At 35.0% G+C, this 13,929-nt stretch carries 15 protein-coding genes; 14 read left to right on the forward strand and 1 reads right to left on the reverse strand.

Translation table 11 applies throughout. From position 1 onward, the window contains the following. The first annotated feature begins 118 nt into the window (after window positions 1–118). The 11 genes from C564_RS0102020 to C564_RS0102075 all read left to right on the forward strand — a co-directional run bounded on the left by C564_RS0102020 (window position 119) and on the right by C564_RS0102075 (window position 10,227). Complete coding sequence (locus C564_RS0102020; protein WP_018764260.1) at window positions 119–1,180, forward strand: helix-turn-helix domain-containing protein; 1,062 nt, start codon at window positions 119–121, stop codon at window positions 1,178–1,180. After that, entirely contained in the window at window positions 1,170–2,717 is a 1,548-nt protein-coding gene (locus tag C564_RS0102025; RefSeq protein ID WP_018764261.1) for a RecQ family ATP-dependent DNA helicase, read from the forward strand. The genes C564_RS0102020 and C564_RS0102025 overlap by 11 nt, the downstream gene beginning before the upstream one ends. After that, window positions 2,698–3,261, forward strand: coding sequence for a CPBP family intramembrane glutamic endopeptidase (locus tag C564_RS0102030; RefSeq protein ID WP_018764262.1), 564 nt, complete (start codon window positions 2,698–2,700; stop codon window positions 3,259–3,261). The genes C564_RS0102025 and C564_RS0102030 overlap by 20 nt, the downstream gene beginning before the upstream one ends. Window positions 3,262–3,283: 22 nt before the next feature. Then, entirely contained in the window at window positions 3,284–3,766 is a 483-nt protein-coding gene (locus C564_RS0102035; protein WP_006094243.1) for a LysM peptidoglycan-binding domain-containing protein, read from the forward strand. A gap of 137 nt (window positions 3,767–3,903) precedes the next feature. Beyond that, a complete protein-coding gene (locus tag C564_RS0102040; RefSeq protein WP_006094245.1) occupies window positions 3,904–4,677 on the forward strand; it encodes a metallophosphoesterase in 774 nt (257 codons plus the stop codon). Window positions 4,678–4,706: 29 nt separating this feature from the next. Continuing rightward, a complete protein-coding gene (locus C564_RS0102045; protein WP_018764264.1) occupies window positions 4,707–5,606 on the forward strand; it encodes a MerR family transcriptional regulator in 900 nt (299 codons plus the stop codon). A 77-nt stretch (window positions 5,607–5,683) separates the two neighbouring features. Further along, entirely contained in the window at window positions 5,684–6,286 is a 603-nt protein-coding gene (locus tag C564_RS0102050; RefSeq protein WP_006094247.1) for a genetic competence negative regulator, read from the forward strand. A gap of 259 nt (window positions 6,287–6,545) precedes the next feature. After that, window positions 6,546–7,829: an NAD-specific glutamate dehydrogenase gene (gudB, locus tag C564_RS0102055; protein WP_003196304.1), complete on the forward strand. Its 1,284-nt coding sequence runs from the start codon at window positions 6,546–6,548 to the stop codon at window positions 7,827–7,829. 456 nt (window positions 7,830–8,285) lie between these two features. After that, the gene (locus C564_RS0102065) at window positions 8,286–8,522 is read left to right on the forward strand and encodes a DUF3961 domain-containing protein (protein ID WP_026008432.1); all 237 of its coding nucleotides are present in this window, start codon (window positions 8,286–8,288) and stop codon (window positions 8,520–8,522) included. A 78-nt stretch (window positions 8,523–8,600) separates the two neighbouring features. Then, window positions 8,601–9,131: a peptidoglycan recognition protein family protein gene (locus tag C564_RS0102070; RefSeq protein ID WP_018764266.1), complete on the forward strand. Its 531-nt coding sequence runs from the start codon at window positions 8,601–8,603 to the stop codon at window positions 9,129–9,131. 112 nt (window positions 9,132–9,243) lie between these two features. After that, the gene (locus tag C564_RS0102075; protein ID WP_003206546.1) at window positions 9,244–10,227 is read left to right on the forward strand and encodes a YpdA family putative bacillithiol disulfide reductase; all 984 of its coding nucleotides are present in this window, start codon (window positions 9,244–9,246) and stop codon (window positions 10,225–10,227) included. A 28-nt stretch (window positions 10,228–10,255) separates the two neighbouring features. On the opposite strand, the gene C564_RS0102080 is transcribed toward C564_RS0102075, so the two are convergent. Beyond that, entirely contained in the window at window positions 10,256–11,230 is a 975-nt protein-coding gene (locus C564_RS0102080) for an asparaginase (protein ID WP_003196313.1), read from the reverse strand. 206 nt (window positions 11,231–11,436) lie between these two features. Between C564_RS0102080 and C564_RS36645 the strand changes: the two genes are divergently transcribed. The 3 genes from C564_RS36645 (at window position 11,437) to rpsA (ending at window position 13,925) form a co-directional block, all read left to right on the forward strand. Then, window positions 11,437–11,610, forward strand: coding sequence for a DUF5359 family protein (locus tag C564_RS36645; RefSeq protein ID WP_003196311.1), 174 nt, complete (start codon window positions 11,437–11,439; stop codon window positions 11,608–11,610). Window positions 11,611–11,743: 133 nt separating this feature from the next. Beyond that, window positions 11,744–12,421 (forward strand): (d)CMP kinase, encoded by a 678-nt coding sequence (gene cmk / locus C564_RS0102090; protein WP_018764267.1) that lies wholly within the window; start codon window positions 11,744–11,746, stop codon window positions 12,419–12,421. 355 nt (window positions 12,422–12,776) lie between these two features. Further along, a complete protein-coding gene (rpsA, locus tag C564_RS0102100) occupies window positions 12,777–13,925 on the forward strand; it encodes a 30S ribosomal protein S1 (RefSeq protein WP_006094253.1) in 1,149 nt (382 codons plus the stop codon). The last annotated feature ends 4 nt before the right edge of the window (window positions 13,926–13,929 follow it).

Here is a 13,929-nt window from a genome sequence, read left to right on the forward strand (position 1 = left end):
AAAGTGAAACTTCTATCAGTGGGGTTCTCTTCATCCCTATCGATAGAAAGCTTTCACCAATCGGGCTTTTACTGTCAGCAAATAGCGGGATAAATGTAATTGAAAGGTGGAAGCGGTGATGCAGTTACAATATACTTTACTATATTGCATAAAACAATTAAATGGTGAACGAACTGTTTCTTCCATTTATCACCTTTTAAAAGGAAAACGTTCTTCACAAACACTACAAGACGGAAATATATTTCACATTTCTTTTCTGTTTGGAATATACAAATCATTACAACGTTCTGATTATGATCAGGAAATTGAACATGTATTGCATAAAGAATGGATTCAGAATGTACATGAAAATACGTACATTTTAACTGATGCTGGAAAGGAGCAACTGGAAACTTGGAAAAAAACACTTTCTTTTCCACAGTATTTACATGGTTTACACTATGGTGATCTTGGCGAGCTTTTTTGGAAACGACTTTCATTAATTATTCAAACTGTGTCAAATTTACAACAGCAAAATGCGAAATTTATTCCTATTCAACAAGATACAGAGATCATGATGTGGGTCAAGCAGTTCCTCATCGGGATACCGTATACAAGAAGTGAACTTGCGGCAGGTTTGTGGAAAGAGATACATATGCTGTTGAAAGATACTTTGCCAATAGAAGCAACGATTTTTACATATCGACTAACTGGGTATGAACGGATTGGATATACATTAAAACAACTTGCAGAAATTACAAACCAAGATGTATTTCGCATCTATCTCTTATTTTGGGGTACCATTCATTTCTTTATTCAATCTGTTCGAGAGAATGAAAAAGAGTTTCCGTTATTAACAAAAATTATTTCTTATCCGAATGAAAGGGCAGATTTGTTTAGTTTATCCACGCAGAAAACATATCAGCTTTGGAGACAAGGGCTCTCTTTAGATGAAATTGCAACGATTAGAAATTTAAAGGTTGCAACAATAGAGGATCATTTTGTTGAAATTGCATTACGAGAACGAGATTTTTCTATTGAAATGTTCATGGGGAAAAATAAAATTAAGCATGTGCAGCGCATTATTGAAACATTACAAACACGTAAGTTGCGTGTATTAAAGCAAGCGGTAGGAGAAACAGTTTCTTATTTTGAAATTCGTCTTGTGTTAGCACAGATGGAGGGTGTAAATGAGACTTGAGGATTATCTGTATAAGTGGTTTGGTTATAACGAATTTCGTCAAGGACAGAAAGATGTTATTGTGGATTTGTTGCAAGGAAAAGATGTTGTGGCGATGCTTCCAACTGGAAGAGGAAAATCAATGTGCTATCAACTTCCAGGTCTTATGCGAGATGGAACAGTACTGATTGTTTCTCCATTACTATCCTTAATGGAAGATCAGGTAGCGCAGCTTAAATATATAGTAAAGGATCGTGTGATTGCGTTTAATAGTTTCCGTACATTAACTGAGAAAAAAGAAGCGATAAAAAGATTATCTTCTTATAAATTTGTCTTTGTCTCGCCTGAAATGCTGCAAACTGAAGCAATAATAAGAGAACTAAAAAAGATTCATATTTCGCTATTTGTCGTTGATGAAGCACATTGTATTTCACAATGGGGTTACGATTTTCGAACAGACTATAAAAAATTAGATCAAGTTATAGCGGCTATTGGACATCCTACGGTATTAGCATTAACAGCTACTGCAACAAAAGAAGTATTACAAGATATTATAGAAAGTTTAAAACTTACGAATGTAGCAGAGCATGTGTATTCGATTGATCGTCCAAATATTGCAATGGAAGTACAATTTGTACAAACAATAGAAGAAAAAAAGGAAGCGCTTCTCACGCAAGTTACTTATTTACAAGGACCAGGAATTATTTATTGTTCTAGCAGGGCTTGGACGGAGCGCCTGACAGAATATTTAAGGAGTAAAGGTATAGCAGATGTTGCATTTTATCATGGTGGAATGGAACATGAAGAGCGGATGTTAATTCAGCAACAATTTATGAATGATCAACTGCAGCTTGTTATATGTACAAGTGCATTTGGTATGGGGGTAAACAAGCCGAATACAAGATATATTATTCATTTTCATTATCCAGCAAATATTGCTTCTTATTTACAAGAAATCGGTAGAGCGGGAAGAGATGGAGAGATGAGTATTGCGATTCTACTTTGTAGTCCATTGGATCATGATCTACCAGTTTCTATCATTGAGGATGAATTACCAAATAAACAGCAAATTCAATTTTTATTTTCCTTACTACAAGAGAAGATGTTCCAAACGAAAGTATTGCCAATGGAAGATGTGGAAGAAATTTGTTATAATGCCGCAAGGTTTAGTGAGCAGCATTGGCGTTTTGTACGTTATCATTTAGAAAAGATGAAAATCATACAACAGAAGAAGCTCATTATGCAATCCTTGTCAGATGAGAAAATGAAAAAATTGATGTTAGAAGTGGACGGGCGTCTTCGGAATAAATATAGGCAATTAGAAAATATGAAATCGTGGCTCCAGTTTAAAGGGTGTAGACGGGAACAAATGCTACATCAATTTGGATATAAGAAGGAAGCTGAGATAAAAAACTGCTGTGACTACTGCGGTATTTCCAAAGAAGATTATAAAAAAAGACGAGCAAGACAATCAATTTTCGACTATAATTGGGAAGCGGAGTTACAATTGCTCTTTGGTATGAGAGAACGGAGGAATGATGGACATTCAAAGGCGTAGTATTGAAGACATAGGTCCGAAAGAAATACGGCTTAACCTCTATATAACACAATTAATAATTATAGGTGTTGGCTGCGCATTAGCCTATATATTATTTCCAAATAGGAATGAATTTTATGATTTGTGGAAATGGGAACCTGTTTCCATCCTTATAATAGGTAGTGGAGTTGCGGGTGGTGTCATCTTATATGATTATATTGCAATGCAAGTGTTCCCAGAATCGTGGTTTGATGATGGTGGAATTAATGAGCGGATGTTCCAAGGGATTTCTGTTATACAATTATTAGTTATTACGTTTGTTATTGGATTTGCTGAAGAATTTTTATTTCGGGGTGTGTTACAGACGCATTTCGGACTTGTAATTGCTAGCCTTATTTTTGCTGTTTTACATATTCGATATGTGATGAAGCCATTCTTATTTTGCTTTGTATGTATGATTAGTTTTGTATTTGGATATGTGTTTCAATGGACAGGAAATTTGTTTATAACAATTTTTGCACACTTTCTTGTTGATTTTATAATGGGACTTCAATTAAGAAAATAAATGAAAGGTGGTGGTGAACAGCATGAGGAAACAAATTCCCGATTTTGAAGAAGAATTGGAAGAAGAGCAAACAGAAGAAGGTTTACCGCCGCGAAGTGAGGTTCATAGAAATAAAGAAAAGAAAAAATCTAAATTTAAGATTAACCACTTTTTTGTTCGAGTTTTAACATTTTTATTTATTTTGTTACCACTTAGTATTTTATGGTATACGGATAAGTATATCGAAGTAAAAAGTGCAAAAGAGAATGATGTCCCTGGAACAAATGCGTTTGAAGTGATTTTTTTCGATTCAAATAAACATGGTGAAGGAAAAAAGAAGCAGCCAGAAAAATTTGAAACGCATATTGTAAAAGCAGGTGAGACATTTGAAAGTATTGGGAAACAGTATTTTCCCAATGAAGATGGGGCTACAATCATTAAACGCTATAACAATTTACAAGACAATCAGTTAGAAGTGGGAAAAGAATTGAAAATTCCTGTCAAAAAGAAAACGGAGAAGGAATAGTAGCTGTAAAATAATGGTTATATGAGTGGTTGAAAAGGTGAATGAAGTCTTTTGTATCGGATGAGATTTTATTCATCTTTATTGCAATATAGCTTGATAAAATTACATTTTGTTGAGAGGGAAGTTGAGAAAAATATATGTTGTGGATTTTAGGTGGCACGTTCATATGTATTGGCTTTATTTGTCTTTTTATGATGTATAGAGAAGCATTGCGTAATACATTGTTAGAACACACTTTATCATTTGTAAATTTCCCGGAAAGCTTTGGAAAGGTCAGGATATTTTTCATTTCAGATATTCATAGGAGAATTGTTTCGCCTTCTTTAATTGAAAATGTAAAAGGAAAAGCTGATTTTGTTATTATTGGCGGTGATTTAGCTGAGAAAGGTGTATCGTTATCACAAATTGCTGCTAATGTTCAAACATTAAGTAAAATTGGTCCTATATATTTTGTATGGGGAAATAATGATTATGAAATTGACTATCATGAACTAGATGCGTTATTACTAGAACATGGTGTGAAAATTTTAGATAATACAAGAGTGCTGTTTGAATCAGATTCTGGCGACAAGCTTTGCTTATTAGGGGTGGATGATGTTGGATTAGAACGGGATCGATTAGACTTGGCACTAGCAGATTGTCAAGAAAATGGCTTTCGTATTCTTATTAGTCACAATCCTGTTATTGTAAACAAAATGTCTGGACAAGAACAAATTTCCCTCGTATTAAGTGGTCATACCCATGGGGGACAAATTCGTCTATTTCATTTTAAACGATATCTAAAAGGCGGCGTATATAAGTATCCGAATACAACTTTATTTGTGAGTAATGGGTATGGAACGACATTGATACCACTACGTTTTCGAGCTCCAGCCCAAACGCACTTAATTACGTTGCAAGGAAAAAAATAAGAGATGTTCGGTTTAAAGGTGGGAAAAACATGCCAACTTTAAAAGGGAAATATAATATAAAAGCTGTTTCGAATATGCTTGGAATTCAGCCGAGTACGCTGCGGGCTTGGGAGAGACGATATCATATTATTGCTCCAAAGCGCAATGATGCTGGGCATCGCCTATATACAGAAGAGCATGTGAGAATTTTAAAATGGTTAATGTATAAAGTGAATGAAGGATTTACGATTGGTCAAGCAGTCCAGTTATTAGAGAGCAATCGATTGCAAAATCACAATTTAGTTGAAGTAGCATACAGTACAGAAGTGTTTTTAGTAGACGATATCCTTCATTATTTGTTAAAATTTGATGAAAAGCATGCCCGTGAATTATTAAACGAGGCATTTGTTATTTATACAACAGAAAAAGTAATCACTCATATATTTGTTAAGATTATTGATAAATTGGAGACTATGCGGAGAAATGATGAGATAACAGCTGTACAAGAGCGGTATATAGATTCATTTTTATGTTCACGCATTGGAATGATTTATCATAATACGCATACTAATTTTATTTTGCCAAAAGCTTTGGCTATATGCGCACCAGGAGAATTGAATACATTAAACCTTTTTGTTTTCACAATATATTTACGTTTGAAAGGCTATCAAGCAACATATTTTGGGACAGGCTTAGAGGAAGATGAGATTCATACAGTTATTAAGCAATTTGCACCCAAATATGTGTTTATATCATGTTCAAAAGAGCGATATTTGAAAGGCGCACTAAATTTGATTAAGAAGTTGCAAAGTCAGAATTCAAAGATCTGCATAGGGCTTGTTGGATTTGCAAGTCAGTTTGTTTCAGATGAAGACAAGATTGGACTTCAAAATGTGTTCGTTGGTGATACAAAAAAAGAATGGGATAAATGGTTAAATACGTCGGAATAGTTGTTCGAAAAGAACCATCTATTTTCTATTTCATATAATAAAAATTAGATACAACGGTTACGTAGGGAGGTTACAAGATGAGGCTGGAACGTTTAAATTATAATAAAATCAAAATTTTCCTAACGTTTGACGATTTATCTGAGCGAGGATTGACGAAGGAGGATTTATGGAAAAATGCTCCGAAAGTGCAACAATTATTTCGCGATATGATGCAAGAAGCAAATAAAGAACTTGGATTTGAAGCGGATGGTCCAATTGCGGTTGAAGTTTTTTCTTTACAAGCACAAGGAATGGTTGTAATTGTCACAAAAGAAAATCACGAAACCGATACAGAAGATGAGTTTCGTGATGAGTTTATCGAGATGCAAGTAACTCTAGATGAGAGTGAACATATATTGTATGAATTTGCAACGTTTGAAGATGTGATTACGTTGGCAAATCGTTTGTATAATCTCGGTGTAACCGGAGGGAAACTCTACACATGGGATGGGCGTTTTTATCTTTGGATGGAAGAAGAAACACCATTATTAAAGGCAGATATTATTGCGATTTTGGCAGAATACGGTAATTCTTCTACAGCAACAATTTATCGTATTATGGAATATGGAAAAGAATTAATGGATTCTCAAGCAATTCAGCAAATATACAAGTATTTTGTCTTAAAACAAAACCTCAGCTAGTAGAAATAGCTTGAGGTTTTGTTAGTATTTTGCGATATTAGATAGACTAAAATACATTGTGATATAAAAAACATTTAAATATTTAAGTATTTTACTTTTCTAAAAGCGATAAAAGGACTATAATAATAGTGAAAACGCTTGCAATAAAGAATAGTTTGTATACATTTGTTAGCGTTTTCTATTGCATTCCAAATTTAACGGTGTATACTAGGCAATGAAGGTTTACTAAACAAGTGAAATTACAGGGGGTTTACTTACTATGGTAGCCGAAAAGGGAGCTCAAACACAAACACAACAAAGGGAGCAACATTTTGAATTGTTGAATTCAACACAAATTGTTATTAACGAAGCCCTAGAAAAGTTGGGTTATCCAAACGAGGTATATGAATTACTGAAAGAACCAATTCGTATGATGACAGTGAAAATTCCAGTTCGTATGGATGACGGGACTGTTAAAATATTTACAGGATATCGCGCACAGCACAATGATGCTGTTGGTCCAACGAAAGGTGGAATTCGCTTCCATCCAAACGTAACAGAAAACGAAGTGAAAGCACTTTCTATTTGGATGAGTTTAAAATGTGGTATTGTTGATTTACCATATGGTGGAGGTAAAGGTGGTATCATTTGTGATCCACGTGAAATGTCTTTCCGTGAATTAGAAAGATTAAGCCGTGGATATGTACGAGCAATTAGCCAAATTGTTGGTCCAACAAAAGATATTCCTGCTCCAGATGTATTTACAAACTCACAAATTATGGCATGGATGATGGATGAATATAGCCGCATCGATGAATTTAATTCGCCTGGATTTATTACAGGGAAACCGCTTGTATTAGGTGGATCTCATGGGCGTGAAACAGCAACTGCAAAAGGTGTAACAATCTGTATTCGCGAAGCTGCGAAAAAACGCGGTATCGATATTAAAGGCGCTCGCGTTGTTGTCCAAGGGTTTGGGAACGCTGGTAGCTTCTTAGCTAAGTTTATGCATGATGCTGGTGCAAAAGTAATTGCGATTTCTGATGCTTACGGTGCACTACATGATCCAAATGGATTGGATATCGACTACTTACTAGATCGTCGTGACAGCTTCGGAACAGTAACGAAATTGTTCAACAATACAATTTCAAACAAAGAGCTATTAGAACTTGATTGTGATATTTTAGTTCCAGCTGCAATCGAGAACCAAATTACAGAAGAGAATGCTGCGGATATTAAAGCGAAAATTGTTGTAGAAGCAGCAAATGGTCCAACTACATTAGAAGCAACTAAAATTTTAACAGAACGCGGTATTTTACTTGTTCCTGATGTATTAGCAAGTGCTGGTGGTGTTACTGTATCTTACTTCGAATGGGTGCAAAATAACCAAGGTTACTACTGGTCAGAAGAAGAAGTAGAACAACGTTTAGAAAAAGTAATGGTAAGATCATTCGATTCTATTTACGAAACATCACAAGTTCGTAAAGTAAACATGCGTTTAGCAGCCTATATGGTTGGTGTACGTAAAATGGCAGAAGCTAGCCGCTTTAGAGGCTGGGTATAATAGAATAAAGAGTTTAGAGAGAACGTGGTTTCCTTCAAGGAAACCACGTTTTTTTATTGAAGTACATAATAAGGATCATAGAAAAGGTGGAGATAAAATTGCAAATGAAGATTGATGTGAGTGAGTGGATGAATTGGAAAAGAGAATCGTATATTTAGAAGAAAGGTTAAAGAAAAGGAATTCTAGTGAAAGGGCGAGTGTACTGCAAATATTTGGAGAAGGAATTATGTCTTTGTTGTTTGGAGTATGTATTGTTGGGCCAGTGATAGCTATCGTCTGGGGAATTATAATATTACTTTTAAAGTGGTTCGGTTAAATAATTACTGTTAATAGGTGTAATATTGTTAAAAGTGGATGATCGATTACAAAAAATAAAAAAGAACACTTGTTCCAACAGAACGCTTGTGCTATACTCTCTTTAGATAAACAAAACGGAAACAAGATAAGGAGAGATTAATAATGAAAATGACAGCAGACCAAAGATTTATGATGCCAACAGATGTTATGGAACGGGTAGAGGTTTTACGAAAAAAACATGTAAAACGTTCCTCTTTGTTACAATCCGTAAATAAATTTTTCGGTTTAGATACAAAAGAAGACTGTGTTTGGTTTTATGGGTTTTATGGAACGGCTGTAAGTATTTTATTATTTATGGTATTTACTTCGAATATTTTTGATTTTCTCTTTGTGTAAGAAATGTGCTATATAGATATCGAGGTTGAATACATATATAAAGAAGAAAGGTAATTTTCTAGAGCGGAGTTGATAGACATGGTGATGTTCCCTATAGAGCGAAATTATATTGGGTACGGAAGCTCCCGACCAGGAATCCGCCTTTCGAAGGTGAGGTTCATTGTAAGCCATGATACGGGGAATCCTGGCAGCAATGCGATAGGAAATCGAGATTACTTTAACGAAATACAACCGAAAGCATCGGCGCATACTTTTATAGATGATACAACCATTTTAGAAATTATCCCAATTGATGAGGTAGCGTATCATGTAAGATATAATGTACCAACAGACAATGATTTGTTTGGTTATGATGCGAACAAAGCAGCAATTGGTGTTGAAATGTGTTATGGAGGTAATGTTAACTTTTGGGATTCTTACACGCGGTTTACATGGTACCATGCTTATTTATGTCATACATTCAATTTAAATCCTAAAAAGGATATTGTATCTCATAAAACACTTGATCCTACGAGGAAGATTGATCCAGAAAATGTATTGGGACAACAAGGAATACGATTTAGGCAATTTTTAGCGGACGTCTATCGAATGTACGTATCGTTTAGATGACAAATATATGAAAAATGAATACAATAAAGATAGGTGCCTACTGCTGAAAGTAGGTTTTTTCTTGTTTTGTAATAAATAGAGATTGAGGCAGAAGACTAGGAGTGAACCGAGTATGCAAAAAGAAACAGCTATTATAATTGGGGGCGGACCGTGTGGATTAGCAGCAGCGATTTCACTGCAGCAACAGGGAATCAATCCACTAGTAATTGAAAAAGGAAATATTGTGAATGCGATTTATCATTATCCGACTCATCAAACGTTTTTTTCCTCTAGTGAAAAGTTAGAGATTGGTGATGTTGCTTTTATTACAGAAAACCGCAAACCAGTTCGTAATCAAGCGCTTGCGTACTATCGTGAAGTGGTAAAGCGTAAAGGTGTGCGAGTAAATGCATTTGAACGCGTAGAACAAGTGCAAAAGGATGGGAACTTCTTTAGAGTAAGTACGACGAAGCGTGATGGAAATACGGAAACATACGCTGCGAAATATATCGTAGTGGCAACGGGATATTATGATAATCCAAACTATATGAACGTTCCTGGAGAAAAATTGGAGAAAGTATCTCATTATTTTAAAGAGGGACATCCTTATTTTGACCGAGATGTAGTTGTAATAGGAGGGAAAAATTCAAGTGTAGATGCTGCGTTAGAACTTGTAAAAGCTGGAGCACGTGTAACGGTGTTATATCGCGGGGGAGAATATTCGCAGAGTATTAAGCCGTGGATTTTACCTGAATTTGAAGCGTTAGTACGTAATGGTACGATTCAAATGCAGTTTCATGCTCACGTAAAAGAAATTACCGAACATACGCTTACGTATACAAGCAACGGAGAGTTATTTACAATTCAAAATGACTTTGTATTTGCGATGACGGGATACCACCCGGATCATAGTTTCCTAACAAAAATGGGAGTAGAAATTGATAAAGAAACAGGGCGTCCGATATTTACAGAAGAAACAATGGAAACGAATGTGGAGAATATCTTTATTGCGGGTGTTATTGCAGCTGGAAATAATGCGAATGAAATTTTTATTGAGAATGGAAGATTTCATGGTGGAGCAATTACACAAACAGTTGTATCAAGAGAACAAAAATAAGCTGTCGAATTTTTCGACAGCTTATTTTTTAATCGTGCATAAACATTTGTTGGATTTTATCTTGAGAATGAGTACATTCTAAAGCAACAAGTAGTTTAATACGAGCTTTTTGGGCATTTAAACCGTATGTGAAAACAATTCCCATATCTTTTAATTGTTTTCCTCCACCCTCATAGGAATATACGTCTTGGACAATTCCATTAAAGCAGCGAGAAACGAGAACAATTGGAATCCCTTTAATTATTAAGCGTTGTAAACTAGAAAGCGTTCGTGGTGGTAAATTACCTTGACCAAGTGCTTCGATTACAATCCCATCGACCGGTAGGTTTTCAATTGCTGCTAATAATGTATCATCCATACCAGCGTATGCCTTTAACACAACAACATTTTTAGAAATTTGCCCAATCATGTATGTTTCATGATTTACGAGAGCGTGATGGAAGACAACGCCGCGTTTTGTCACCATACCGATTGGTCCGTATTGAGGGCTTTGGAATGTTGCAACATTACTTGTATGTGTTTTTGTTACATTTGTTGCACAGTGAATTTCGTCGTTTAACACGACAAGAACACCTTTTCCAAGCGCTTCGCTGCTACTTGCAACCTTTACAGCTGATAAAAAGTTATATAAACCGTCAGCACCCAATTCATTGCTAGAGCGCATTGCACCTGTTACAACGATTGGAATGTTCGCTTGTACAGTTAAATCTAAAAAGTATGCAGTTTCCTCTAATGTATCTGTACCATGTGTAATGACAACGCCATGGATATCTTCATGTTTTACTCTTTCGTCAATGATGATTTGTAATTGTAACATCTCGCTAGGAGTCATATGAGGAGATGGAAGATGAAAGACATCTTCAACGATTAAATCAATATCATCCGCTAAATTTGGAATGAATTTTAAAAGAGGATTTTGTTCCCCTGGTTGTACAACCCCAGTTTCTTTATCTTCTTCCATTGCGATTGTTCCACCTGTGTGTAAAACTAGGATTTTTTTCAATGCTTATACCCCTTTCTAGTCAAAAAATACATTTAGAACATACCATGTTTTTACTAGATTCGACAATGGAAATGTATAAAAGTTTGTATTAGAAATGAAAATAAAGTTGACTACTTTATTTTGGAAATAATTGAAGGGAATGGATTCTTAATTTTTTTATCGTGAGTTGTTAGAATGAGTGAGAAAAATGAAAAGAGGATATTTCTTTGAAAAAAATTGAGGGAGCTTTAATTCGTATATTATTGATTCAATTTATTTGTCTCTGCATTATTCAATTGCTTTTCATGCAAGAATCCACAGTGAAATATTTATCAAAAATCGTTTATTATGAAGGAGTTACAAGTGAAAATATAACTGATATTTTACAAGTCAATAAGTAGTTTTCATTTTCTTCTAGTAAGGATTGTGCTACAATAATTGAGGGTTTAATCGGTATGAAACAAGCGTAGAGAAGCAGGGGATTTGTACCTGCTTTTCATTTTGTTTTATAAGTGAAAAAAATGAGGTGTTACAGTGGATAAACGAATTTCAATTGCGATAGATGGTCCAGCAGCTGCTGGAAAAAGCACAGTTGCAAAGGTTGTTGCGAAAGAACTTTCTTATGTCTATATTGACACAGGTGCAATGTATCGTACGCTTACATACGCTGCTCTGGAACAAAATGTAGATATTGAAAATGAAGAAAGTTTAATGGAAGTTTTAAAAAATCTGAATATTGATTTTCAGCAAGGTGAAAATACACAACTAGTTTTCTTAAACGGCAAGGATGTATCTGAAGCGATTCGTACACCGAATGTAACAAATCGCGTATCAATTGTTGCCAAGCATCGTCTTGTTCGCGAAGAGATGGTGCGCCGCCAACAAGCTCTAGCAGAAAAGGGCGGGGTGGTAATGGATGGTCGTGATATTGGTACGCATGTGCTACCTAATGCGGAAGTGAAGATTTTTATGCTTGCTTCTGTTCAAGAGAGAGCGGAGCGTAGACACCTTGAAAATGCGAAGAAAGGCTTCGCTTCTAGTTTGGAGCAATTGAAAAAAGAAATTGCCAAGCGTGATAAATTAGATTCAGAGCGCGAAGTTTCTCCGTTAAAAAAAGCGGATGATGCATTGGAGTTAGACACAACTTCTTTATCAATTGAAGAAGTTGTCCAAAAAATCATGGATATTGTTTCTGGAGCGTTTGCAAAATAAAGAAAGAGGGAATCCTCTTTCTTTTTTTTATTTTAAAAATATTAGTATAACAGAGAATAGTGAAACACTTCCCTTGACAAATAAGTCAATTTGTAAGAAGTTAGTAAAAGAAGAGAAACTGTCAGAATATATTCGCTATTATATTTTAAAACATACTTTATTCAAGGAGATTTTGCTGTATACTATTTATATAGGCTTCTATATCTTCTATGAAGTGTATAGCAAAAAATAGGTTATTGTATGTATTGGAAGCGAGTATATGCTAAAAATTTCTTATAACATGCAAATGAAAACATTTGTTTTCATTTCGTATATACATAAAAAAGCTTTGTCAATTCTGTAGGGAGGTATTTCCATGGTAGAAAAAATGAATGAAGAAGTTGTGGATTCAAAAGCATTACAAGTGGGTGACGTTGTTACAGGTTCTGTAACAAAGGTTGAAGAAAAACAAGTTCTTGTAAATGTTGGATACAAAACAGATGGCGTTATTCCGATTAGTGAATTAGCTAACGTTCATATTGAAAAAGCGAGCGATGTTGTAAAATTAGATCAAAATCTTGAATTAAAAGTTATTAAATTAGAAGATGATGATCTTGTATTATCGAAACGTGCTGTTGATGCAGAAAAAGCATGGGTAGAGTTGCAAGAAAAATTCACTTCAGGTGAAGTTTTTGATGTTACTGTAAAAGATATTGTGAATGGTGGTTTAGTTGTGGATCTTGGTGTCCGTGGATTTATTCCAGCTTCACTTGTAGAAATGCACTATGTAGAAGATTTTACTGATTATAAAGGAAAAACATTAGCGGTGAAAATTGTTGAATTAGATCGTGAAAAAAATCGTGTTATTCTTTCACATAAAGCAGTTGTAGAACAGGAATTAGAATCAAAGAAAAAAGAAGCGATTTCTTCTTTAAAAGAAGGAGACGTTGTGGAAGGTACAGTTCAACGATTAACTGACTTTGGTGCTTTTGTGAATGTTGGTAATGTAGATGGTTTAGTACACATTTCACAAATTTCTCATGACCGCGTTGAACAGCCTTCTGATGTGTTAACACAAGGACAAAGTGTAAAAGTCAAAGTATTATCGGTTGATGCAGATACGCAGCGTATTTCTTTATCGATTAAAGCGGCTCAGCCAGGACCTTGGGAAAACGTTTCTGCTGAAGTTAAAGCGGGTGATATTCGAGAAGGTATAGTGAAACGAATTGTTACATTTGGTGCTTTCGTTGAAATTTTACCAGGTGTAGAAGGACTTGTGCATGTATCGCAAATTGCAAATCGTCACGTGAAAAATCCAAATGAAGTATTAGAAATGGGACAAGAAGTGAAAGTGAAAGTACTTGAAGTACATGCAGCAGAAAAACGTATTTCTTTAAGTATAAAAGAAGCTGTTGAAGAAAATAATGAAACAGAAGATTATAGCCAATATGAGCCGACTTCTGAGTCTGCAACTTTCCAATTTAGTGATATTATTGGTGAACAACTGAAAAAATTAAAGAAATAAAGAG

Source organism: Bacillus sp. 105MF, from assembly GCF_000374885.1.
In the GTDB taxonomy this organism is placed as follows: domain Bacteria; phylum Bacillota; class Bacilli; order Bacillales; family Bacillaceae_G; genus Bacillus_A; species Bacillus_A pseudomycoides.